Origin of the sequence: Micromonospora sp. U21 (genome assembly GCF_018070045.1) — a bacterium.
Lineage (GTDB): Bacteria > Actinomycetota > Actinomycetes > Mycobacteriales > Micromonosporaceae > Micromonospora.
In genome coordinates, this window is record NZ_JAGPYK010000028.1 from 37546 (window position 1) to 61432 (window position 23887).

The 23887-nt window shown below is 70.6% G+C and carries 19 protein-coding genes; 9 read left to right on the forward strand and 10 right to left on the reverse strand.

Annotated elements, in window-relative coordinates:
* The first annotated feature begins 12 nt into the window (after nucleotides 1-12).
* Complete coding sequence (locus tag KBX63_RS27295) at nucleotides 13-870, forward strand: SPFH domain-containing protein (protein WP_210916162.1); 858 nt, start codon at nucleotides 13-15, stop codon at nucleotides 868-870.
* Between the two features lie 100 nt (nucleotides 871-970).
* Here the strand turns inward: KBX63_RS27295 and KBX63_RS27300 are convergent, their stop codons facing one another.
* From KBX63_RS27300 to KBX63_RS27310, 3 genes are read right to left on the reverse strand one after another with little or no spacing between them, the layout of a single operon-like run.
* Nucleotides 971-2059 carry an alcohol dehydrogenase catalytic domain-containing protein gene (locus KBX63_RS27300; protein WP_210916235.1) on the reverse strand — a complete coding sequence of 363 codons (1089 nt, stop codon included), beginning with the start codon at nucleotides 2057-2059 and terminating at the stop codon, nucleotides 971-973.
* Nucleotides 2060-2109: 50 nt separating this feature from the next.
* Nucleotides 2110-3567: an aldehyde dehydrogenase family protein gene (locus tag KBX63_RS27305; RefSeq protein WP_210916165.1), complete on the reverse strand. Its 1458-nt coding sequence runs from the start codon at nucleotides 3565-3567 to the stop codon at nucleotides 2110-2112.
* Between the two features lie 56 nt (nucleotides 3568-3623).
* On the reverse strand, nucleotides 3624-4289 hold the full coding sequence (locus tag KBX63_RS27310; RefSeq protein ID WP_210916168.1) for a TetR/AcrR family transcriptional regulator C-terminal domain-containing protein: 666 nt from the start codon (nucleotides 4287-4289) through the stop codon (nucleotides 3624-3626).
* A gap of 97 nt (nucleotides 4290-4386) precedes the next feature.
* On the opposite strand from KBX63_RS27310, the gene KBX63_RS27315 reads away from it, so the two are divergent.
* Nucleotides 4387-5559, forward strand: a complete 1173-nt coding sequence (locus KBX63_RS27315; RefSeq protein WP_210916169.1) for an acyl-CoA dehydrogenase family protein — start codon at nucleotides 4387-4389, stop codon at nucleotides 5557-5559.
* Nucleotides 5560-5680: 121 nt separating this feature from the next.
* The gene (locus KBX63_RS27320; RefSeq protein ID WP_210916170.1) at nucleotides 5681-6175 is read left to right on the forward strand and encodes a peptidoglycan-binding protein; all 495 of its coding nucleotides are present in this window, start codon (nucleotides 5681-5683) and stop codon (nucleotides 6173-6175) included.
* A 93-nt stretch (nucleotides 6176-6268) separates the two neighbouring features.
* Here KBX63_RS27320 and KBX63_RS27325 read toward each other — a convergent pair whose 3' ends face one another.
* Nucleotides 6269-7306, reverse strand: a complete 1038-nt coding sequence (locus KBX63_RS27325; RefSeq protein ID WP_210916171.1) for an aminotransferase class V-fold PLP-dependent enzyme — start codon at nucleotides 7304-7306, stop codon at nucleotides 6269-6271.
* A gap of 234 nt (nucleotides 7307-7540) precedes the next feature.
* Nucleotides 7541-9721 (reverse strand): FUSC family protein, encoded by a 2181-nt coding sequence (locus KBX63_RS27330; protein ID WP_210916172.1) that lies wholly within the window; start codon nucleotides 9719-9721, stop codon nucleotides 7541-7543.
* Nucleotides 9722-10797: 1076 nt separating this feature from the next.
* Between KBX63_RS27330 and KBX63_RS27335 the strand changes: the two genes are divergently transcribed.
* Complete coding sequence (locus KBX63_RS27335; RefSeq protein ID WP_210916175.1) at nucleotides 10798-11901, forward strand: hypothetical protein; 1104 nt, start codon at nucleotides 10798-10800, stop codon at nucleotides 11899-11901.
* 127 nt (nucleotides 11902-12028) lie between these two features.
* On the opposite strand, the gene KBX63_RS27340 is transcribed toward KBX63_RS27335, so the two are convergent.
* Together KBX63_RS27340 and KBX63_RS27345 are read right to left on the reverse strand one after the other, a co-directional pair.
* Complete coding sequence (locus KBX63_RS27340; protein ID WP_210916177.1) at nucleotides 12029-12202, reverse strand: hypothetical protein; 174 nt, start codon at nucleotides 12200-12202, stop codon at nucleotides 12029-12031.
* Nucleotides 12199-12417, reverse strand: a complete 219-nt coding sequence (locus tag KBX63_RS27345) for a flavin reductase (RefSeq protein WP_210916178.1) — start codon at nucleotides 12415-12417, stop codon at nucleotides 12199-12201. The genes KBX63_RS27340 and KBX63_RS27345 overlap by 4 nt, the downstream gene beginning before the upstream one ends.
* Nucleotides 12418-12752: 335 nt before the next feature.
* Here KBX63_RS27345 and KBX63_RS27350 point away from each other — a divergent pair, with 335 nt between their 5' ends.
* Both KBX63_RS27350 and KBX63_RS27355 read left to right on the forward strand, forming a co-directional pair.
* Nucleotides 12753-12968 carry a GntR family transcriptional regulator gene (locus KBX63_RS27350; protein WP_233578732.1) on the forward strand — a complete coding sequence of 72 codons (216 nt, stop codon included), beginning with the start codon at nucleotides 12753-12755 and terminating at the stop codon, nucleotides 12966-12968.
* Between the two features lie 35 nt (nucleotides 12969-13003).
* Nucleotides 13004-13771 (forward strand): hypothetical protein, encoded by a 768-nt coding sequence (locus KBX63_RS27355; RefSeq protein ID WP_210916179.1) that lies wholly within the window; start codon nucleotides 13004-13006, stop codon nucleotides 13769-13771.
* Between the two features lie 155 nt (nucleotides 13772-13926).
* Here KBX63_RS27355 and KBX63_RS27360 read toward each other — a convergent pair whose 3' ends face one another.
* Both KBX63_RS27360 and KBX63_RS27365 read right to left on the reverse strand, forming a co-directional pair.
* Nucleotides 13927-14217 carry a hypothetical protein gene (locus tag KBX63_RS27360; protein ID WP_247663323.1) on the reverse strand — a complete coding sequence of 97 codons (291 nt, stop codon included), beginning with the start codon at nucleotides 14215-14217 and terminating at the stop codon, nucleotides 13927-13929.
* 244 nt (nucleotides 14218-14461) lie between these two features.
* A complete protein-coding gene (locus tag KBX63_RS27365) occupies nucleotides 14462-15844 on the reverse strand; it encodes a cation:dicarboxylate symporter family transporter (RefSeq protein WP_210916181.1) in 1383 nt (460 codons plus the stop codon).
* 94 nt (nucleotides 15845-15938) lie between these two features.
* Between KBX63_RS27365 and KBX63_RS27370 the strand changes: the two genes are divergently transcribed.
* The 3 genes from KBX63_RS27370 (at nucleotide 15939) to abc-f (ending at nucleotide 20205) form a co-directional block, all read left to right on the forward strand.
* On the forward strand, nucleotides 15939-17528 hold the full coding sequence (locus KBX63_RS27370; protein ID WP_307871865.1) for a sensor histidine kinase: 1590 nt from the start codon (nucleotides 15939-15941) through the stop codon (nucleotides 17526-17528).
* Nucleotides 17525-18220, forward strand: a complete 696-nt coding sequence (locus KBX63_RS27375; protein WP_210916185.1) for a response regulator — start codon at nucleotides 17525-17527, stop codon at nucleotides 18218-18220. The genes KBX63_RS27370 and KBX63_RS27375 overlap by 4 nt, the downstream gene beginning before the upstream one ends.
* A gap of 347 nt (nucleotides 18221-18567) precedes the next feature.
* Nucleotides 18568-20205 (forward strand): ribosomal protection-like ABC-F family protein, encoded by a 1638-nt coding sequence (gene abc-f / locus KBX63_RS27380; RefSeq protein ID WP_210916188.1) that lies wholly within the window; start codon nucleotides 18568-18570, stop codon nucleotides 20203-20205.
* A 24-nt stretch (nucleotides 20206-20229) separates the two neighbouring features.
* On the opposite strand, the gene dnaE is transcribed toward abc-f, so the two are convergent.
* Nucleotides 20230-23760 carry a DNA polymerase III subunit alpha gene (gene dnaE, locus KBX63_RS27385; protein WP_210916190.1) on the reverse strand — a complete coding sequence of 1177 codons (3531 nt, stop codon included), beginning with the start codon at nucleotides 23758-23760 and terminating at the stop codon, nucleotides 20230-20232.
* Between the last annotated feature and the right edge of the window lie 127 nt (nucleotides 23761-23887).

Sequence of the window (23887 nt, forward strand, 5' to 3'; positions counted from 1 at the left end):
GGCCCCCAACCCATGCCTGTCGGCTTCACCATGGCGATCGTCTTCGCCGTCGCCCTGGCGGTCTGCGCCGTCCTGGCGCTCGTCGCCCCGAGAAGCGCGGTGAAGCGCACGGCCGCCCTCGCGGCGCTCGGCTGCCTCGCCGTCACGCTGCTGATCGGCGTCGCCTCCAGCGCCCACTCCGTACCGATCCGCTCGGTCGGCATCGTCACCAGCTTCGGCAAGCCCACCGGTGAGGTGACCGGCTCGGGCCTGAAGTGGGTGGCGCCCTGGCAGAAGGTCGGCGAGTGGGACGCGGGCCGGCAGAAGTACGACCACATCGGCGGCAACAACTGCGTGCGGGTCCGCACCGGCACGCTCGCCGACGCCTGCGTCGAGGTGCTCATCGAGTGGCAGGTCAAGCCGGAGAACGCGCCGAAGCAGTTCATGGACTACAAGGGAGACTTCACCAGCTTCCGTGGCCAGCGGGTGGGCGTGCAGCTCGACAGCGCGGTCAACGACGCGTTCGCCGCGTACAACCCGCTGGAGAAGATCGACGCCCAGACCGGTGACCTCAACGTCGACCTGAAGCCCTTCGCGACGAACATCAAGACCAGCGCGGACACCCGGCTCGCCGCCGACGTGGACATCCTCTCGGTGACCATCACCCGGGTGAACCACGACGAGAAGACCGAGGGCAACATCCGGGCCTTCCAGGACAAGCTCGCTCAGACTCGCAACCTGGAGCAGGACCGCAAGAACGCCGAGATCTCCAAGCAGATCACCGAGACCAACGCGAAGGTCGACAAGGTGACCCGCTGCCTGGAGATCGCCGAGAAGAACGGCGCCAACCCGGGGCTGTGCATCAACCCGGGCATCGTCACCGGCAAGTGACCGGGACCGGCCCACCCGCTCCGGGTGGGGCCGGGTCACCGACGGCTCCTCGACGGCTACGCCGCGCTGATCAAACGACCGTCGCCGGCCGACCCGCGGCTCAGTCCGGGAAGCTGACCACCCAGCGGGCGCCCTCGCCCCGGGCCAGCCGGTCGAACGCGGCCGGCGCCTCGTCGAGGGTGACCACCCCGCTGACCAGCGGTGACAGGTCCAGCGTGCCGTCGAGTGCGGCCCGGGCCAGCTCGGGCACCTCCCGGTCCGGGTCGGACGAGCCGTACACCGAGGAGCGCAGCGTACGCGCGGAGTGGAAGATGTCCAACGCGCCGAAGCTGACCATGTCGTCCTTCGCGCCCATGCCGACCACGGTCACCGCTCCCCCGCGCCGGGTGAGCCGCCAGGCAGCGCGGATGGTGGCGGCGCGGCCGACGCACTCGAAGGCGTGGTCGACGCCCCGGCTCTCGGTGCGCGCCCGTACCTCCTTGGAGAGCCGATCGTCGGAGAGCAGGAAGTCGGTCGCGCCGGCGGCGAGCGCCAGGTCCCGCTTCGCCTCGGCGACGTCGACGGCGAGGATCGGCGTGGCGCCGGCCCGGCGGGCGGCGGTGAGCACGGCGAGCCCGACCCCACCGAGCCCGATCACCGCCACGGACTCGCCGGTGGCCACCCGGGCGGTGTTGCGGACCGCGCCGGCGCCGGTGAGCACCGCACAGCCGAGCAGGGCGGCCCGCTCGGGGGGCAGCCCGGCGGGGATCGGGATGACGGCGCTCTCGGGCACCACGACCGCCTCGGCGAGCGCGCCGAGGCCGAGGGTCAGGTGCAGCGGGACACCGTCGTCGGTCTCGCCCCGCGGCATCGTCGGGGCGGTGGTGTCGGCGCAGAGCCACGGCTCGTCGTGCTGACACCACCAGCAGGTCCGGCAGGCCGGCGCCCAGTTGAGCACCACCGGAGTGCCGACCGCCACCCGGACGCCCGGCCCGGTCTCGGCCACCACGCCGGTCGCCTCGTGCCCGAGCACCAGCGGAAACCTCGCGGCGAGTGTGCCGTTCACCATGGACAGATCGGAATGGCAGACGCCGGCCGCCCGGATCGTCACCCGTAGCTCGCCGGGGCCGGGCGCGGGCAGGCGTACCCGCTCGACCCGCAGGTCGGCGCCGGACCCGCGCGCGACCAGCGCGCGGACGGTGACCGGCACGGCCGCCGGCTCGGTGCCGCCCGCCGGCGCGGCCGTCGGCTCAGCGCCGCTCACCGCTGGATCGCCTTCAGCTCGCAGAACTCGGCCAGCCCGTGCACGCCCAGCTCCCGGCCGAGGCCGGACTGCTTGTAGCCGCCGAACGGGGCGAGCGGGTTGAACGGGGCGCCGTTGATGTCGACGGCGCCGGTACGCAGCCGCCGGGCCACCGCGAGCGCCGCGTCGGTGTCGGCGGACCACACCGCGCCGGCCAGCCCGTACTTCGAGTTGTTGGCGATGGCCACCGCCTCGTCGGTGTCGGCGAACGGGATGACGGCGAGCACCGGCCCGAAGACCTCCTGCTGGGCGAGCGCGCTGTCCGGGTGCACGTCGGCGAAGACGGTCGGGGCGACGAAGTGGCCCTGGGCGGGCACCGGGGCGTCCGGGCCACCGGCGACCAGCCGGGCGCCGTCGGCGAGAGCCCGGTCGACGTGGCCGCGGACCCGCTCGGCCTGGGCCGCGGAGACCAGGGGGCCGAGCCGGGTGGCCGGGTCGAATGGGTCGCCGAGGCGGTAGCCGGCCACCGCCGTGGCGATCAGGTCGAGCGCCTCGGCGTACCGGTCGCGGTGCACCAGCATCCGGGTCCACGCGGTGCAGGTCTGGCCGGAGTTGAGCAGGGCGTTGCCGACGCCGACCTTGACCGCGGTGGCCAGGTCGGCGTCGGGGAGGATCACGTTGGCGGACTTGCCGCCCAACTCCAGCGCGACGCGGGCGATCCGGTCGGCGGCGAGGCGCATGATCCGCGCACCGGTGGCGGTGGAGCCGGTGAACGAGACCAGGTCGACGTCGGGGTGCCCGGCGAGCGCCTCGCCGACCACCGGGCCGGTGCCGGGGACCAGGTTGAGCACACCCGGCGGCAGCCCGGCCTCGGTGACCGCGTCGAAGAGCAGGTACGCGGTCAGCGGGGTCAGCTCGCTGGGCTTGAGCACCACCGTGCAGCCGGCGGCCAGCGCGGGGGCCAGCTTCGCCATCACCTGGTGCAGCGGGTAGTTCCACGGGGTGATGGCGCCGACGACGCCGATCGGCTCGCGGACGACGAGGGAGTTGCCGATGCTCTCCTCGACCGGTGGTCGCGCGGCGAGCGCGACGTGGTCGCGCAGCACGGTCAGTGGTAGCCCGACCTGCACCCGGGTGGCGAGCTTGAGCGGGGCACCCAACTCCACGGCGATGGTGCGGGCGAGGTCGTCGGCGCGCGCGGCGAGCGCGATGTGCAGCCGGTCCAGGCACGCGGAACGCTCGGCCGGGGCGGCGGCCGACCAGCCGGGGAAGGCGGCACGGGCCGCGGCCACGGCCCGGTCCACATCCGTCGGGGTGCCGGCGGGCACCTGCCCGATCAGCTCACCGGTGCTCGGGCTCTCCACATCGATCACGTCGCCGCCGGTGGACCGGGTCCACTCGCCGGCGATGTGCAGGTGGCGCCGGAGGCGCAGGGCGTCGGGCAGCAGCCGCGACGGCGGGGCGGCGAGGTCCATGTCGTCCCTTCGGGGGTGGGCGATGGGCGATGAAACTAGCGCTGGGAGTTTCGACGCTACCCGCTGGGCCGGACGGACTCCACCGGGTCGAGGGTGCCGACGGTGCGGGCGTACTCGGCGGCCAGGCCGTGCAGCAGGGCGTCCAGGCCGAGGGCGAACGCGCCCTCGTCCACGCTCTGCTGGTGCTCGGCGAGCCGGTGGGCCTGGCGCAGGTGCGGGTAGTGCGCGGCGTACAGCTCGGGATCCTCGACGAAGCCGCGGGCGAACGACCCGAGCGCCGACCCGGCCACGAAGTAGCGCAGCGCCGCGCCGATGTGGGTGGCCCGAGCCGGCGGCCAGCCGGCGCGCACCAGCCCGCCGTAGACCGCGTCGGCCATGGCCAGCGCGGCCGGCCGCCGCCCGGGCCCCTGGGCCAGGTACGGCACGATGTTCGGGTGCGCGGTGAGCGCCCGCCGGTACGACCAGGCCCAGTCGCGCAGCGCGGCGGCCCAGTCCCGGCTGGCGAAGCCACCGGTGTCGACGGCGGCGGTGACCGTGTCGGCGACCGCGTCCAGGATCTCGTCCTTGGTGGCGAAGTGGTTGTAGAGCGAGGGGCCGCGCACGCCCAGCTCGGCGGCGAGCCGGCGGGTGGAGAACGCCGGCAGGCCCTCGGCGTCGATCACCGCGGTGGCGGTCTCGACGATGAGCTGCCGGGTGAGCCGGGGCTGGCGTGGTCGGGGCACTGCGCTCCTCGCGGTCTCGGCCGTGGGGTCTGGACGCGGCAAAACTTACACCGCTAGTTTAAGGGTGACCGGCAGCACCGACGCCAGGAGGACCACCGTGGACTTTTCGCTGACCGACGAGGAGCGGGCGGTGCGGGACACCGTCCGGTCGTTCATCCGCCGCGAGGTGATGCCGCTGGAGGCGGAGGTGCTCCGGCGGGAGCGGGCGCACCAGCCGGGCCTGGACCACTCCGAGCTGCGCGAGCTGCAACTCAAGGCGCGCAAGTTCGGTTTCTGGGGCCTGGCCACGCCGGAGGAGTACGGCGGGATGGACCTGCCGGCCGTGCTCCAGTCGCTGATCTGGACCGAACTGGGCCACACGTTCGTACCGTTCCGCTTCGGCGGCGAGGCGGACAACATCCTGTTCCACGCCACCGAGGAGCAGAAGCGGGAGTTCCTCATCCCGACCATCGAGGGCGAGCGGCGCTCCTGCTTCGCGATCACCGAGCCGGGGGCCGGCTCGGACGCGGCGAACATCCGGCTGTCGGCCCGCCGCGACGGCGACGACTGGATCCTCGACGGCGAGAAGACGTTCATCACCGGTGGCAACGACGCCGACTTCGCCATCGTGGTGGCGGTGACCGACCGGGAGAAGGGCGCCCGCAACGGCGGCGCCACCGCGTTCCTGGTCGACCGGTCGATGGGCTGGCGCTCGGAGTTCATCCAGACCATGGGCGAGGGCGGGCCCGCGTCGCTGATCTTCGATGACGTCCGCGTGCCGCACCGCAACATCCTCGGCGAGATCGGGCAGGGCTTCACGCTGGGCATGGAGTGGATCGGCAAGGGCCGCTACACCATTCCGTCGCATGCCATCGGCATCGCCGAGCGGGTCCTGCAGATGGCGATCGACCACGCCAACACCCGGGAGACGTTCGGCTCGAAGATCGGCACCAACCAGGCCATCCAGTGGATGATCGCCGACTCGGAGACCGAGCTGGAGGCGGCCCGCTGGCTCGTGTTGAAGTCGGCGTGGACGGTCGACCAGGGCATGGATCCCCGGCACGCATCGTCGATGGGCAAGCTCTACGGCGCCGGCATGGTCAACCGGGTGGTCGACCGGGTGCTCCAGATCCACGGCGGCATGGGCTACACCCGTGAGCTGCCCATCGAGCGCTGGTACCGGCAGGTCCGGCTCTACCGGATCTTCGAGGGCACCGACGAGATGCAGCGCCTGATCATCTCGCGGGACCTGCTGCGCGGGTACACGAAAATCGGCGGCCACCTCGCCTGAGCCGCAGTGTCCGCCTCCTGACTGACGTGCAACGGGACAGGGCCGCCGAACGTGTTTCCGGCACAACCCGCCCGCCCAGCCAGAGGGGATGCGCATGTTCCTACGATTCAGGGCCGCTGCGATGGCGATGGTCGTCGCCACGATCGGCACTGTCGCCATCTCGGTCGCACCAGCGTCCGCCAGCGTGAGCCAGGGGTACGTCGCGGGCTCGGGCACCTGGACCGACGACTGGGGGGACGAGGGCCCCATCTCCGCGTCGACGCGCTCGTACAGCAACGTGGTCGCCATGTGGCAGACGATCCTGAAGGCCGAGGGCTACCTCGCCGCCTCCGGCGTCGACTGCCGGTTCGGGCCGGCGACGACGGCCGCCACCAAGCGGTGGCAGCGCGACCGAGGTCTGGTCAGCGACGGCGTCGTCGGTCCCAAAACCTTCGCCAAGGCGGCCACCCGCCTCCGCCTCTACGAGGGCGAGAGATGGTTCTACTACGACGGGCTCGGCACCAACTTCGCCTACTTCGGCCGGCGCGCGGACGGCAGGTGGGACATCCCCGCCGGGCCCGACCTGGAGTGGGGAATGCTCTCCTACACCTCCGCGAACCTGAGCGTCTGTTCCTGACCACCACGGCGATCGCGGGCCGGCCGTGACCCCGCAGGGCACGGCCGGCCGGTCCGGCTCACCGGTGCTTCGGTGGGCCGCCCGTTGGCGGGCTCAGCCGGCCAACGCCGTGAGGGCGCCGTCCACGTCGGCCTCGGTCGAGTAGACGTGGAACGAGGCCCGGACCCGGCCCGCGCGTACCGCCGCCCGGATGCCGGCCGCCGACAGTCTCCGCTCCGCGTCGGGCACGTCGACGGTAACGATGGCGCTCTCCCCCGGCGGCCGGCCCAGCCCGGTCAGGAACCGGTTGGCCAGCGCCACGTCGTGCGCCTGGATCGCCGGCACGCCGATCTCGGCGACCAGCTCCAGTGCGGGCGCCGCACCGACCCAGCTGAACCAGGCCGGTGAGATGTCGAACCGGCGGGCGTCGTCGGCCAGCCGCAGCGGCGGGCCGTAGTAGGAAGCGTGCGGGTCGCGGCCCGCGTACCAGCCGGCGGCGTCCGGGCGCAGCCGGTCGCGCAACACCGGAGCCAGATACGCGTACGCGCAGCCGCGCGGCCCCATCACCCACTTGTAGCCACTCACCACCACCACGTCGGCCAGGCTCCCGTCGAACGGCAGCCAGCCGCACGCCTGGCTCGCGTCCACCACGACCAACGCGCCGTGTGCGCGGGCCGAGGCCACGATCTCGTCGTACGCCGCGACGGTGCCATCGGCCGACTGCACGAGGCTGAACGCGACCAGGTCGGTGTCGGCGTCGATCGCGTCGGCCAGTCTGTCCGCCGGCACGGTGCGCACCGTGACGCCCCGCTCCTCCTGGGCCAGCCAGGGGAAGAGGTTCGAGGTGAACTCGATCTCGGGAACCACCACGGTCGACCCGGCCGGCAGCGCCGCCGCGACCGGCGCCAGCATCTGCGAGGCGGTCGCGCCGACCGCCACGTCCTCGCCCGGCACCCCGATCAGGCCGGCGAACGCGGTTCGGGCGCGCTGCACCGAGTCACCCCAGCCCTCCCACGACGTGCGGCCGACCCGCCAGGCGGCGAGGGCGTCCTGCATCGCCGTCCAGGCCGGCTCGGGCGGCAGCCCGTAGGAGGCGGTGTTCAACCAGCCGGGCTCCGGCTGCCAGAGCTTCTGCGCCTGCTCGATCTCCATGATTCCGACGCTAGGCCGGACGGTCGGGGATGGGCACGACCAATCGGCGACCGGCGGCCTGCGGCGCATGGCCGAGTCACCTGGCGGCCGCGCGCGGGCGGGCTGGTCCCTGACGAGCGTGATGACTCAGAGGTATAAAGATGACTCTCAGGTATACCGCTCACGAGCATCCTGCCGGGCCGAGCCCCACACGATCGAGGCTTTCCGACGCCACCGGCCCGCCCGAGCGACTCGTCACGACTTCCCGCCTCGACTAGACGCGTCACCACCACCGGGCGGGCGGATCCGGGCGAGGCTGTCGGCGAGGCCGGCGAGCCACCGGTCGACCTCCACCAGATGCCGGATCGAGGACCGGGAGCCGACCTCGCCCAGCAACGGGCGGACGCGGTCGAGTTCGTCGACGCAGTTGGTAGGCACGGGCACCGGGCCTGACGGCCGGCCGTGCGCGACCTCGTCGGCGAGGTCGTCGTACCCCGATCGCAGTTGACCTGCGGAGTCGCGCAGCAACGCCGCCGCCGCGGGCCAGCCGGCGAGGCAGCCGGGTGGGTTGCGGCGCAGCAGCGACTCGGCGGCGGGCACCGCGCGGTGCCCGGTGGCCAGGACGGCGTCCCAGTCCACGCGCCGGTTCGGCGGATCGGGCCGCTCGGAGTGGTACTGGCAGTAGGACGAGTCGACGAGGGTCGTGCTCCTGCGGACCCGGTCGAGCGCACGATCGGGCGGGGGGCCGCCGAGCACCGCCTGGACGGTCTGCTCCACCACCTCCGCGCAGGCCGCGAGGTAGCGGGCGGCGTTGCGCCGCAGGTCGCGGCTCGCGCCGTGCGGCCACATCGCCACTCCGGCGAGCACGCCGATCACGGCGCCGAGCACGACGTCGACCAGGCGTGCCTCGGCGAGTCGCCATCCTTCGGGGGCGAGCTGAGCGAAGACGAACGTCAGCAGCACCGTGAACAACGCCTGCTGCCAGACCGGCCCCAGCAGGCGACCGACGCCGAAGGCCAGCATCAGCGTGAACGGCAACGCGATGGCGTAGACGATCGGCTCCTGTACGACGAGCATCAGCCCACCACTGACGACGGCGCCGGCGATCGTGCCCAGCACGGCGGGTCGCAGCTCCGTGCGGGTGTTCGCCGCCGAGGTGCGCAGGACGGTGAGGGTCGCCAGGAGCACCCAGAAGCCGTGGGTGAGCTGCAACAGCCCGGCGGCCACCCGGGCGACGGCCAGCGCCACGGCCAGCCGCAGCGAGCTGTGCAGGTGGGCCGAGCGGGGCGCCAGGTGGGCGCGGAACTGCCGCCAGTACAGCGTCCATGGGCCGTGCCGCGCGTACTCGAACAGCCCCGAGTAGGCATCCTCGCCGTCGAGCCGCGACCCGTTGGCCACCCGGGTACCGACGGCGAGGACACGCACCTGGGCGGCGAGGGCCAGCGCGGTCGCGTCCCGGCACAACCGGGGTACGTCCGGCGCGGCGCGGCCGTCGCCCTCTCCAACGGGGTACGCCACTTCGGCCCGTCCGATCGCGGCGTCCAGGTCGCCGAGGTCGACCGGCGGCGCATCCGCCGACAGGCTCCGGCCGGCGGCACGGGTCGCTACGGCGCACGAGCGCAGCAGCCGCGCCGCGGCCAGGTCCGGAATCGGCTCCGGCGGAGCGTCCGCCGCCAACCGCTCCGCCTCGGCGAGCATTTCCCGTAACGCGGCCGCGCAGATTCGCAGCGCCCGGTCCGGAGCGCCCGCCGCGGTGGGTGCCCACGCCGGAGGATTGCGGCCCAACGCGAGCCCGGCCACCGCGTCGTACGCCCGCTCGCGCCAAGTGTCCCGACCACCGGTCGGGTGGGTCAGCGCGTCCGCCGTGGCGTCGAGGAACGCCGCGACGCCGTCCGCCGCCTTTGCGAGTCGTTGCCGGCAGGTGACCGGCACCGGATCCGGCCAGAGGAACACCTCGGCAACCGCGAGCAGCACGACGGCGAGCGTGACCCCCGCCAGCCGCTCCGGCAGGGTGTCCGGCTGGTACGGCGGAAAGGACGCCAGGATGTAGAAGAGCTGGAACGTGCTGGCCAGCCCCACCAGGCGCGGATTGCCGACCCCGGCGAACGCCACGACGAACCCGATGACCAACATGCCGCCGGCGGCCGCCCAGGTGCTCCAGGCCAGCAGCGAGCCCGCGGCGATCAGGGCCCAGACCGCCGGCAGCGACGTGACGAGGATCCGTGCCCGCTGGGGAGCAGGGCCGGGCAGCTGCGCGAACGACCCGGCGGCGACCACGCCGAACAGACCGTACGTGGCGAGCTTCGGACTGTCCGCGCCGTAGCGGCAGGCGTAGAAGACAGTGGAGGCGACGAGGGTCAGCCGTGCCGCGCGCCGCAGGACGACATCCCCCGGGTCACGGCCGCGAAGCCGGCCCAGGAGGCTGGTTCCGAGCACGCCTGCTCCCCCGGGTCCGTCGCAGCACCCTCCCCGGTACACCATTCTTCACCGAGGGGTCCGGTGGCGGCGGCTTTCGCGACGAACAGCCCGCAGTCAACGCTCAGCTGGCCCGCCACTTCTGGTTGGCGTTCCACGGGCCTGCCACACGGGGCCCATTCCGCGTTGTCCGAGCGGACGCACCAGCCGGTAGCGTTCGGCAACCAACTGTCGAGGGCGTCGGGCATGACAGGAAGGCACCCGGCGATCATTACGTGCCCAATTTTGCTATGAATATCGAATGGATTCGCATTCTGCGGAGACCTGGGACGCGTGGGTCCCGGTCCGCCCGGAGCCCCTGCCAGGCGGCCAGACCAGGCCGGTCCTGGGGCTGAGCGTCCTGTGCCTGCTGGCAATGCTGACCGCCTGTACGCCCCCACGCGATTCACGCCAACCGCCCGGGCCGCCGGTCGAAGGCGCCGCCCCGTCGACGCGTGACAACAGTGCCGGGCCACCGTGCACGCCGTCGGTCGAGGCGATGCCGGAACTACCGACGGGTTATCGATTAGTGGGAGAAGACGTAGCCGTGCCGGACAGGGCGATGCTGTCGGTCGGGGAATCCGGAGAAGCCGATCCAGCGGCTCGGCTATTCGCCAAATGGGGGCTCGTCATCCGCGCCGGCGCGGTCGTCGACCTTCAGGTGGCACCGGGATGGGAAGACGACGCGCGGATCGGGTGGGGTGCGCCCACCACGCCGGCGACGACCGCCCAGGTGCACGCCTGCGCGCCGAACGATCGACAAGCCCAATGGATGGCCTTCGTCGGGGGCACCTGGGTCGCGAAAGCGACCTGCCTACCGCTCATCGTCCGGTCGAGTGGGGGGCAGGACCACGTCAACCTCGGTATCGGTCGCCCCTGCGACGAGACTAAAACGCCGTAGTCCCAGGCAGTCTGGCGCCATCGGCGAATGCCAGAGCGGGAACGACCACGACGCTCCGAAGCCGTGGTGCGCACTCTGGCAGGATGTTGCGGTGCCCGTCACCCCTCACCTCGTGACGTCCTTCCGGATACCGTCGAACGCCCCTCGCGTACCCGATATGGCCAGCACCGCCGACACTCCCGACGTCCAGCGGTGGCCGCAGCGCCGGCTCATCGTGATCCGCCGGGACGATGAACTGTCGGCATACGACCTCGAACGGCTCCTCGGCGGTGACGACACCCCCATCGCGCGGTTCCCGGCGCCATGGCCGCGTCGGGCAGGCGGGGTGGATGCCGTGAGCCCCACCCTCGATCTGGCGGTCTTCAGCGGTCAGCACGCGCTGCACGCGGTCGATCAGACCGGCGCGCTGCGCTGGAGGCTGCGGCACGCGTGCTGGGTCCCGCACTGCTTGTCACTCCACAATTCCTACGAGGAGTACGCGGGCACCGGCGAGCACCGCTATCCCGATCGGGGCTCGTGCTCGATCAGCGCGGACGGCTCGACGGTCTGGGCCCACGTACGCACGCCTCTACCGGATGACGACGAGCCGGAGTACGACGAGGAGTGGCTCGTGATCGACGCCATCGATGGTCGCATCCTGGGACGCGCCTCGACCGGCACCGCAGCCGCCGGCTCCCACCACGTTCCCCACCCCGACCCCGGCCAGATGGGCATCAGCATCGGCGAGGGCCAGGACGGTGTCCCGCTGCGGTGGGGCCGGTGGGACGGCGTCCGACTCACCGTCACCTCGATCGGGGATGACGACCGCTCCCTCATCGACGTCAGCCCATCCGGACAACTGTTGCTCACGGTCGCCCACCATCAGGGAGACCTGGCGATCCACCGGCTTCCCGACGGGGCGGTACTGCACGAGGTTGCCGCCGACCAGCTTCAGCCCCACTCGCAACAACCGTCGGACACCGCGGAGGAGCCCTACTGGGACTACCAGTGCGGCTTCGTCGACGAGCGCACGGTGATCGCGAGAGCCGACGAGAACGACGAGGAGTACGGTCGCCCGCAGCATTGGCTCATCGACGTGGCGCGGGGTGACGTGCTCGGTCGGGTCGAATACCCGATGCCCATTTCGGAGAGCCCGATGGCGCTCGGCGACGGCACCTGGCTCACCTGCGGCGAGGACCCGTTCCAGCTCCTGCTGTGGAGTCTCCCCCCGGTGGATCGCGTCTCGTCTACCGCGACCAACCACTCAGCCGTGCTGGAGTGACCGCTTCGGCGTGAACCTTTGGGGGGCGGCCGTCCTCCGATTTGATACGAGGTCAGATGACCTGCTGACGCCTTTCGGCTCGGCTGGGTTGGCACGGCTGGTGCACTTCGCTGATGTGCTTCTGGCGTCAGACGAGGCGTTGGATTCGGACCTTGGCCCGCTCGTTTCGCAGGTGGCCGTGCTTGTGTTGGCGGACCTGCTCGTCCCAGACCTCCTGGTCGTAGTCCGGGTCCGGCGGGATCCACTTGTGAGAGCCGTCGCTGTAGTGGAACTTCTCGTCGCCCGGCCGCAGGATGCTCATCGAGTCCAGCCGAGGAATCGGTAATGCAGGTGGCCAGCGGGAACGTGGGCCAGGTCCTGGGCGGCGTCGACGAGATGGGCGGCCAGGTAGAGAGCTAGTGACACCGGGGCGCGGTCGTACTCGGCTCGCAGCTCTCGGCGCCGGGTCTGGCATGGCCACTCCCCCACACAGCCGCCGCACGTCCAGGCCGGCTTGATCGGGCGGTGAGTGGTCACTGCGGGCCGTCCTGGCTGGGCCAGTGGCCGCGGTTGATCGGGATGCGGTGACGGCTCCGGCATGGCAGATCGCCTCCGCAGCGGCAGATATGCCGCCAGTGCCGCCAAGACCAGATGGGCCAAATCGAAGGAAGCACCGCCACCTCTTTGTGCCGCAGCAATCTGGAGGCGTGGATGTCCGAACGCGGGGGACGCGCCGAACATCCACGCCGGCGAGGACGGCCCACAGCGCCAACCGAGGGAATCGACCTCCTCGGCAACCTCCCACAGGTACCGTTGGGTAGTCAAGGGCTGACGTAGGTGGTCTACTCGTGTTGCCAACCGAGGAGAACCACGTGCCACCGCGTTACCGCTACGAGCAGATTGCCGACGACCTCGCCGAACGCATCGCGTCAGGCGAGTTCCAGCCCGGCTCCAAGCTGCCCAGTCGGCGAGAGTTGATCGAGCACTACGGGGTCACCGAGCCGGTAATCGACCGTGCCATGCAGGTGCTACGGATCAAGGGGATGACCGAGACCCTGCCCGGGGTGGGAGTCTTCGTCGCCGAGTAGCGACCACCCCATCTGCCGAGAAGAAGAGGGACTCCATGGCGACCCGCCTACCCAAGGTTTGCCTCTTCTGCCAGTCCACCAGCAACATCACGGCGGAACACGTGCTGCCCGAGAGTTGGCGCAAGGTATTCGGGGCATCCCTCTTCGACAGAACAGACTCCGGCTGGCTCATCAATAGCGACGGCAAGAGAACCGAAGTTGAGAAAACAGTCAAGGCGAAACCGTTCGGCAGAAAAGTTCGCGAGGTCTGCGGAAGTTGCAATAACGGATGGATGAGCCGACTCGAAGAAGCGGCCGGCCCCACTATTCACGACATGGCCAGGGGCACCGAACGGGTCATTGCAAGACAAGAACTAGCACACGTCGGGCGCTGGGCTAGCAAAACAGCCATCATCATCGAAGCGTTGAGCAAGATGCGAAAAGGGTCCAGCCAGGATCAGCGCGATGCTTTGCGAGCCTCAATCACCCCGCCTAGGCTTGACGTCTGGGCATTCCCCTACACCAACGGCGATACCATCAGTTACCACCCAACCTGCGAAGGACCAATTCTGGAAGACGGGACTCTCCGCACGTATTGGATCACCAGCATCGAACTCTTTCAAGTCCACATACTTGTGTTGCATTTTACAGAAGGGCTAGAAGTGACGTTTCGCAACGTCGACCTAATAAGCCCCCTGGGAGAGCCAATCCAGAATGCTAGATACGGCTTAGCGTGGCCCCCAGTGTCCTCATCCATGGGCACACCTCCAATGGTGAGGCATCGGTACGTCCAGCAGTACCTTGAGGCAAGCGTCATGAGATAGAGGAGCTGCGGCGCGCACCGCTCCACCTACCGCTAATGGCTGAAAGCAACAGACATGTATCCCCGACCGTGTCATTGGCTGGCCGCACGGCACCCTCGGCCGCTGACCCCGGCACCCTGCGAGCGCCCAGACTGCACTAGTCGCAGCGGCTGGCCTCAGCTCTCGTCGGCTCCCGTAACTGGAAGGTCGAGATAGGCCAGCAGCCGCAGTGCTCCGGCAAGGTGTTGTAGGTCGTGCCAGAGCACCGGCACGTCGTCCGCCGCACGGCGCAGCAGCGCTCGCAGCTCCGCGATGTCGTCGCTGCTCTGCCCGACGTCGATCCCCGGTGCCGGGTCGGCACTCACCTCGAACGAGGTCCGCAGGTCGACGTTCCAGTAGGCATCGACGCCGACGTCCGACAGACCAATCTCCGGCCCGAACCGCTCTTCCACTGCGTCCAGCAGCATCTCGCACGCCTGGCGCAAGTCTTGGACCCTCAGCATGTCCGTCACAGTCACCACCCTCCCGGTAGCGCCCGCACACAGTAACCGCGACTGCTGCACGACAGCAGAATGGCCACCTCCCGTTTCCGGGAAGTGGCCTTTCACCTGCCTGGGCGCCACCCAGGACCAACCCGGTGTCCTTTTCTATGCACCGGGGTCGCGCCTGCGCTCGGCCAACGCGACCCCCGAGAGTTTGCTATTCGCGAGGTCAGACCGGCACACTAGCCGGCTCGTCGGCAGCCCGCCGTGACTCCGGCTCGTCCGCGTCGTCGTGCTCGTCGAGCATCGTCGCCTCGTCGAACGGGTCGTCGCCGCGCAGCACTCCCACCGCCCGGTCCCGGTCGAACTCCCCGGTCCACGTCCCCACCAGCACCGTCGCAACCGCGTTACCGGCGAAGTTCGTCAACGCCCGCGCCTCCGACATGAACCGGTCGATGCCCACGATCAGCCCGACCCCGTCAACGAGATCCGGCCGGTGCGACTGAAGCCCACCAGCCAACGTCGCCAGCCCGGCGCCGGTAACCCCCGCAGCACCCTTGGAAGCGATGATCATGAAGAGCAGCAGCGACACCTGCTCGCCGATCGACAGCGGCTTGCCCAGCGCATCGGCGATGAACAGCGACGCCATCGTCAGGTAGATCGCCGTCCCGTCCAGGTTGAACGAGTACCCGGTCGGCACCGTGATGCCCACGACCGGCTTGCTCACCCCGAAGTGCTCCATCTTCGCGATCAGGCGCGGCAGCGCCGACTCCGACGACGACGTCGACAGGATCAGCAGGAACTCGCGGCCGAGGTACCGCAGCAGCGAGAAGATCGAGATCCGGGCGATGAACCAGAGCAGGGCGCCGAGGATCACCAGCACGAAGATCAGGCAGGTCGCGTAGAAGCCGACCATGATCTGCGCGAGGCTCTTGAGCGCGTCGACGCCGGTCGCGCCGACCACGGCGGCCATGGCACCGAATGCGCCGATCGGCGCCAACCACATGATCATGGCGAGCACCTTGAAGACCACCCGCTGGATGACGCCGATGGCGCTCAGCACCGACTCACCGCGCCGGCCCATGGCCTGCACGGCGAAGCCGACCAGCAGCGCGACCAGCAGCGTCTGGAGCACCTCGCCCTCGGTGAGCGCGGAGAGCAGCGTGGTTGGGATGATCCCGAGCAGGAAGTCCGCCGTCCCGCCGGCCTCGTCGCCCGCGGCGGCCTTGCCCGCGCCGGCGAGGTCCTGACCCAGGTTCAGGCCGGAGCCGGGGTGGATGAGGTTGCCGACCACCAGGCCGATGGCGAGCGCGACGGTCGACATGGTGAGGAAGTAGCCGAGCGCGAGTCCGCCGACCTTGCCGACCTTCGCGGCCTGCCGGACGGAGCCGACGCCCAGCACGATCGTGCAGAAGATGACCGGGCTGATCATCATCTTGATCAGGTTGACGAAGCCCGTGCCGATCGGCTTCAGTTCCTTGCCGAATTCGGGGGCGACCAGGCCGACCACGATGCCGGCCAGCACGGCCACGATGACGGCCAGGTAGAGGTAACGGGTACGGTCCCGACGGGCCGGCGGCGCCGGTGTGGTGGTGGATGCGGTGGAGTCCATCCCGACAATGTGAAGCGCGTCTCAACCGTTGACAGCCTTGCGGTCATTCTGTTCACCGCGAACGCACCAACGACCGCGGCACGACGAGGAGGTGGTGGAGGTGTTCCGCCGCCAGTGGAGCATCGCGGGGCAACTGTTCGCCCTCCAGGCGGTGGTGGTGACGCTGCTCGTGCTGGCCGGCGCGGCGGGCGCCGTCTGGCTGGCCCGCAGCGACGCCCGGCAGGCGGCGCAGGAGGAGGTGCTGGCGGTCGCGCAGACCGTGGCCCGCTCCCCCGACGTCCGCGCGGCCCTCGCGACCGCCGACCCGGCCGGCGCCCTCCAGCCGTACGCCGAGTCGACCCGGCTGGCGACGGGCACCGACTTCGTGGTGGTGATGGCCCCGGACCGCACCCGCTTCTCGCATCCGACCCGGGAGCTGATCGGGCAGCCGTTCGTCGGAGAGATCGAGCCGGCGCTGGCCGGCCAACCGTTCACCATCACCAACGTCGGCACGCTCGGCGAGTCGGTGCGCGCGGTGGTGCCGGTGTACGACGACCAGCGCCGGATCGTCGGTCTGGTGTCGGTGGGCATCACCACCTCGGCGATCAACCGCAAGCTGCTCGGCCAGTTGCCGGTGCTGCTGGGCGTCGCCGCGCCGGCGCTCGCCCTCGCCGCGACCGGCTCCTGGCTGTTGAGTCGCCGGCTGCGCCGCCAGACGCACGGCCTCGGGCCGGCCCAGATGACGCGGATGTACGAGTACTACGACGCGGTCCTGCACTCGGTGCGTGAGGGCCTCGTCGTGCTGACCACCGACCGCCGGGTGGCATTGATCAACGACGAGGGCCGTCGGCTGCTCGGGCTCGACCCGGACGCGCCGGTGATCGACCAGCCGGTGGCTGGGATCGACCTGCCGCCGGCGGTGGCCGAGTTGCTCGGCTCCGGGCGGGACGCCCTCGACGAGCCGGTCCTGGCCGGTGACCGGGTGCTGGTGGCCAACCAGCGGATCACCCGCTTCGAGGGCGCCGTGCTCGGCACGGTGCTGACCCTGCGCGATCAGACCGAGCTGCGCACCCTGGCCAGCGAGCTGGACTCGGTCCGCGCGCTGACCGAGGCGTTGCAGGCGCAGACCCACGAGTCGGCCAACCGGCTGCACACCGTGCTGACCCTGGTGGAGCTGGGCCGCCCCGACGAGGCGGTCCGCCTCGGCACCCGGGACCTCGCGCTGGCTCAGCAGCTGACCGACCGGGTGGTCGGCGCGGTGACCGAGCCGGCGCTGGCCGCGCTGCTGCTGGGCAAGTCGACGCAGGCCAGTGAGCGCGGGGTGGACCTGGTGATCGAGCCGGACTGCCGGCTCGACGACAGCCCGCTGCCGACCAACGACCTGCTCACCGTGGTCGGCAACCTGGTCGACAACGCCCTCGAAGCGGTGGCCGGCACGCCGGCGCCCCGCCGGGTGCGGGTCTTCGTCGGCACGGTCGACGACGAGCTGGTGGTGCGGGTCGCCGACAGCGGCCCCGGGCTGGCGCCAGACCGGGTGGCGGACGCGTTCCGGCGCGGCTGGTCCACCAAGAGCACCGGCCGTGGGCTCGGCCTGGCCCTGATCGGCCAGGTGATCCACCGGCACGGTGGCCGATCCGAGGTGGGCCGCTCGGACGACGGCGGCAGCCTGTTCACCGTCCGGCTGCCGGTCGGAGTGCGCCGATGACCGACATCCGGGTGCTGGTCGTGGAGGACGAGCCGCTGCTGGCGGAGGCGCACGCGGCGTACACCGAGCGGGTTCCCGGCTTTGTGGTGGTCGGGGTGGCGCACACCGCCCGGGCGGCGATGGCGGCGCTGCGCGCCAACGACGGCGGCGACGTGGACCTGGTGCTGCTCGACTTCCGGCTACCGGACCTGCACGGCCTGGACGTCTGCCGGGCGCTGCGCGCGGCCGGCAGCAGCGTCGACGTACTCGCGGTGACCTCGGCGCGGGACCTGGCGGTGGTGCGCACCGCGGTCTCCCTCGGCGTGACCCATTACCTGCTCAAGCCGTTCACCTTCGCCGCGTTCCGCGACAAGCTGGAACGCTACGCCGACTACCGCGCGCAGGCGCTCGCCGATGGTGAGGTGGCCGCCCAGCACGAGGTGGACCGGATGTTCGCCACCCTGCGCGGTGCGGCCGGGCACAGCCTGCCCAAGGGGCTCGACGCGCAGACCCTCAACCGGGTACGCGCCGCCCTCAGCGACGGGACCCGCGCGGAGGTGGGGCTCTCCGCGACCGAGGTGAGCGCGCGTACCGGCATCTCCCGGGTGACGGCCCGCCGCTACCTGGAGTACCTGGTGACCGTCGACCGGGCCGCCCGCCGGCCCCGCTACGGCACACCCGGCCGCCCGGAGGTCGAGTACCGGCCACGGTGAGCGCAGCGTCGCCCCGCCGCGCGGGCATGTCTGTCTTTCGAGCGTTATACCTGTGAGTCATAGCTATGACTCACAGGTATAACGCTCAAGCGCGGCCGGCCAACGACTCCGGGAACCCGGTGGCGGGGCGAAGATCGGTTGTTAGACTTTGCGGAGTTGGGTGTCAGCGGTTGACGAGGGAGACCAGACATGGCGGGTGACGACGACATCTCCGGGTGATACCGGATGTCTCAGGCCATCGTTCGGCGCGCGTCTGCGCGGCCGCCGTGGCCATGTCGTCGTTCCACCGGTCCCCGTTTTCGTCGGGCGGCTCCGGCGCGCCCACCCCACCCTTTGAGGTCACTCGCATGTCTGATGCGTTCATTGTCTGCTCGAACCTGTCCTTCTCCTGGCCGGATGACACCCCGGTCTTCTCGGAGCTGTCCTTCACCGTCCCCGGCGGCCGCACCGGTCTGGTTGCGCCCAACGGCGCCGGCAAGAGCACGCTGCTGCGGCTGATCGCCGGGGAGCTGACGCCCAGCGGCGGCAGCGTCACCGTCGACGGGGTGCTCGGTTACCTCCCGCAGACCCTGCCGCTGGTCGGCGACGTGACCGTGGCCGAGGTGTTGGGCGTCGCCGAGCGGATTGCGGCGCTGCACGCCATCGAGGCCGGCGACGCCAGCGAGGAGCACTTCGCGACCATCGGCGACGACTGGGACATCGAGGAGCGCACCCGCGCCGAACTGGACCGCCTCGGCCTGGGCGAGCTGACGCTCGACCGACGGCTGCACACCCTCAGCGGAGGCCAGGTGGTCTCTCTCGGCCTGGCCGCGCAGCTGCTCCGGCGCCCCGACGTGCTGCTGCTCGACGAGCCGACCAACAACCTGGACCTGGAGGCCCGGCACAAGCTGTACGACGTGCTGTCCGAGTGGACCGGCTGCCTGCTGCTGGTCAGCCACGACCGGGAACTGCTGGACCGGATGGACCGCATCGCCGAGCTGGATCGCGGCGAGATCCGCTGGTATGGCGGCAACTTCACCGCGTACACCGAGGCGGTGCAGGCGGCGCGGGAGGTGGCCGAGAGCAACATCCGCAACGCCGAGCAGGAGGTCAAGCGGGAGAAGCGGGAGATGCAGCAGGCCCGCGAGCGCGCGGACCGGCGGGCCAGCAACGCCAGCCGCAACCTGAAGAACGCCGGCCTGCCGAAGATCTTCGCCGGCACCATGAAACGGGGCGCCCAGGAGGCCGCCGGGAAGGCCCGCGAGACACACTCGGCCCGGGTCGGCCAGGCCCAGGCCCGGCTCGACGAGGCCGGACGGGCGCTGCGCGAGGAGGACCGGATCGTCGTGGACCTGCCGGACACCACCGTCCCGGCCGGCCGCACGGTCTTCACCGGGAAGGGGATGCGGGCCCGCTTCGACGACCGGGAGGTGTTCGCCGGCGACGGCGCCGACCTGGTGATCCGGGGGCCGGAGCGGATCGCGCTCACCGGGCCCAACGGCGCCGGCAAGTCGACCCTGCTGCGCCTCATCGACGGCGACCTGGAACCGGCCGGTGGCGAGATCCGGCGGGCCGACGGCCGGATCGCGTACCTGTCGCAGCGGCTGGACCTGCTGGACCTCGACCGTACGGTGGCGGAGAACTTCGCCGCGTACGCGCCGAGCCTGCCGGACGCGCAGCGGATGAACCTGCTCGCCCGGTTCCTGTTCCGGGGCGCCCGGGTGCACCTGCCGGTCGGGGTGCTCTCCGGCGGCGAGCGGCTGCGCGCCACCCTGGCCTGCGTGCTCTGCGCCGACCCGGCGCCGCAACTGCTGCTGCTCGACGAGCCGACCAACAACCTGGACCTGGTCAGCGTCGCCCAGCTGGAGAGCGCGCTGAGCGCGTACCAGGGCGCGTTCGTGGTGGTCAGCCACGACGAGCGGTTCCTCGCCGAGATCGGCGTGCAGCGCTGGCTGCGGCTGGCCGACGGCCAGCTGTGGGAGATCGCGGCCCCCGACCGGGGCTGAGCCCCAGCGGCGTCCCCGGCCCGGTCAGCTCACGTTGGCCGGGCCGAGGACGCTCTTCAGGTCACCCATCAGCGCGGTGGTCGCCGCCACCCGGAACGGACCCAGCCGCAGGGTGGTGGTGCGGCCGCCGTTGAGGAGCTTGACGTGCACCTCGGTGTCGCCGGGGTGCAGCACCAGGGTCTCCTTGAGCCGCTCCACCAGCGGCGGCGTGCACCGGTGCACCGGGATGGTGAGGGTGACCGGCTTGTTGGTGGCGCTGGTGCTGACGTCCGGCATGGACATGTCCATCGCCATGATCCGTGGGGTGTCGTCGCGGCGGTCCACCCGCCCCTTGACCACCACGATGGCGTCCTCGGCGATGTACTGCCCGATCACCTCGTAGGTGTTGGGGAAGAACAGCGTCTCCACCCCGCCGGCCAGGTCCTCCAGTGTCGCCGAGGCCCAGGCCCGGCCCTGCTTGGTGACCCGGCGCTGCACCCCGGAGAGGATGCCGGCGAGGGTGACCACCGCGCCGTCGGGCACCGCGCCGTCCTCGGCCAGCGCGGCGATGGTGGTGTCGGCCGCCGCGCCGAGGATGTGCTCCAGGCCGAACAGCGGGTGGTCGGAGACGTACAGGCCGAGCATCTCGCGCTCGAAGGCCAGCTTGTCCCGCTTCTCCCACTCGCTGTCGCCGATGACCGGCATCACCGTCGTGCTGCCGGTGTCGGCGTCACCGAAGCCCGCGCCGAAGAGGTCGTACTGGCCGACCGCCTCCTTGCGCTTGACGTCGGCGTACGCGTCGATGGCGTCGGCGTGCACCGCGAGCAGGCCCTTGCGCGGGTGCCCGAGCGAGTCAAAGGCACCCGCCTTGATCAGCGATTCGATCGTCTTCTTGTTGCAGACCACCGCGTCCACCTTGGACAGGAAGTCGTAGAAGTCGGCGTAGTCGCCCTTCTCCGCCCGGCAGCGCATGATCGAGGCGACCACGTTCGCGCCGACGTTACGCACCGCGGCCAGGCCGAAGCGGATGTCCGTGCCGACCGGGGTGAACGGCCCGGCCGAGGTGTTCACGTCCGGTGGCAGCACCTGGATGCGCATCCGGCGACACTCGGACAGATAGAGGGCCATCTTGTCCTTGTCGTCGCCGACGCTGGTCAGCAGTCCCGCCATGTACTCGGCCGGGTAGTGCGCCTTGAGGTACGCGGTCCAGTAGGAGACCAGGCCGTACGCGGCGGAGTGCGCCTTGTTGAAGGCGTACCCGGCGAACGGCACCAAGACGTCCCAGACGGCCTGGATCGCCTCGTCGGAGTAGCCGCGCTCGCGGCAGCCGTCCCGGAACGGGATGAACTCCTTGTCGAGGATCTCCTTCTTCTTCTTGCCCATCGCCCGGCGCAGCAGGTCTGCCTGACCGAGGGTGTAGCCGGCGAGGATCTGCGCCGCGCGCTGCACCTGCTCCTGATAGACGATCAGACCGTGGGTGGGCGCCAGGATCTCCCGCAGCGGCTCCTCCAGCTCCGGGTGGATCGGCGTGATCTCCTGGAGGCCGTTCTTGCGCAGCGCGTAGTTGGTGTGCGAGTCGACACCCATCGGGCCGGGCCGGTACAGCGCCAGGACGGCGGAGATGTCCTCGAAGTTGTCCGGCTTCATCAACCGCAGCAGCGAGCGCATCGGGCCGCCGTCGAGCTGGAACACACCGAGCGTGTCACCGCGGGCCAGCAGCTCGTAGGCAGCCTTGTCGTCCAACGGCAGGGCCAGCAGGTCGAGCTTCTTGCCGTGGTTGAGCTCGATGTTCTTGACCGCGTCGTCGATGATCGTCAGGTTGCGCAGGCCGAGGAAGTCCATCTTCAGCAGCCCGAGCGACTCACACGTCGGGTAGTCGAACTGCGTGATGATCGCCCCGTCGGCGTCGCGCCGCATCAACGGAATGTGCTCGATGATCGGCTCGGCGGACATGATGACGCCGGCGGCGTGCACACCGGTCTGCCGGATCAGCCCCTCGATTCCCTTGGCCGTGTCGATCACCTTGCGCACGTCCGGATCGGACTCGTACAGGCCACGGATCTCGCCGGCCTCGGCGTAGCGGGAGTGCTTCGGGTCGAAGATGCCGGTGAGCGGGATGTCCTTGCCCATCACGGCCGGCGGCATCGCCTTGGTGATCCGGTCGCCGACCGCGTACGGGAAACCGAGCACCCGGGCCGAGTCCTTGATCGCGGCCTTCGCCTTGATCGTGCCGAAGGTGGCGATCTGGGCGACCTTGTCGTCACCCCACTTGTCGGTGACGTACTTGATCACCTCACCGCGCCGGCGCTCGTCGAAGTCGATGTCGACATCGGGCATCGAGACCCGCTCGGGGTTGAGGAACCGCTCGAAGATCAGGCCGTGCTGGATCGGATCCAGGTCGGTGATGCCCAGCGCGTACGCGACGAGCGAGCCGGCGGCCGACCCTCGGCCCGGACCCACCGCGATGCCCTGGTTCTTCGCCCACTGGATGAAGTCGGCGACCACGAGGAAGTACGACGGGAAGCCCATCTGGTTGATGACGCCCAGCTCGTACTCGGCCTGGACGACGTGCCCCTCCGGAATGCCGCCCGGGTAGCGGCGGGCCAGCCCGGCGAAGGTCTCCTTGCGGAACCAGGACTCCTCGGTCTCCCCCTCCGGGACCGGGAAGCGCGGCATCAGGTTGTGGAACTCGAACATCCCGGTCGGGTCGACCTTCTCGGCGACCAGCAGGGTGTTGCGGCAGCCCTGCTGCCACAGCTCCGAGGAGTCGACCGCGCGCATCTGGTCGGCGCTCTTGATGAAGTAGCCGCCGCCCTCGAAGCGGAACCGGTTCGGGTCGTCGATGTTGCTGCCGGTCTGCACGCAGAGCAGCACGTCGTGCGCGGTGGCCTGCGCCTCGTGCGTGTAGTGCGAGTCGTTGGTGACCACCGGCGGGATGTCGAGCTTGCGGGCGATCTCGGTGAGACCCTCGCGGACCCGACTCTCGATGGAGAGGCCGTGGTCCATGATCTCCAGGAAATAGTTGTCCTTGCCGAAGATGTCCTGGTAGCTGGCGGCGACCTTGAGCGCCTCGTCGAACTGGCCCAGCCGCAGCCGGGTCTGCACCGCGCCGGACGGGCAGCCGGTGGTGGCCATGATGCCCTCGGCGTGCTCGGCGATCAGCTCCATGTCCATCCGGGGCCACTTGACGTAGTGCCCCTCCATGGACGCGCGCGAGTTGAGGGTGAACAGGTTCTTCAGGCCCTGCGCGTTCTTGGCCCACATGGTCTTGTGGGTGATCGCGCCGTTACCGGAGATGTCGTCGCTCTTCTGCTCCGGCCGACCCCACTTGACCCGCGCCTTGTGATAGCGCGACTCGGGCGCCACGTACGCCTCGACGCCCAGGATCGGCGTGATCCCGGCTGCCATCGCCTGGTTGTAGAAGTCGTTCGCGCCGTGCATGTTGCCGTGGTCGGTGATCGCCACCGCCGACATGCCCAGCCGGTTGGCCTCGGCGAACAGGTCCTTGAGCCGGGCCGCCCCGTCGAGCATCGAGTACTCGGTGTGCACATGCAGATGCGCGAACGAATCAGCCATGCGTGGCGCCCCCCGGCGATGTGGATCTTGGTGGTCGGAGCCGACCGGGACCTACCCTACCGAGGTGATCTCGGCGGCTCCACCGTCCGCGCCGAGGGTGGCCCTCGTCTCCCCCAGGCACGAGGAT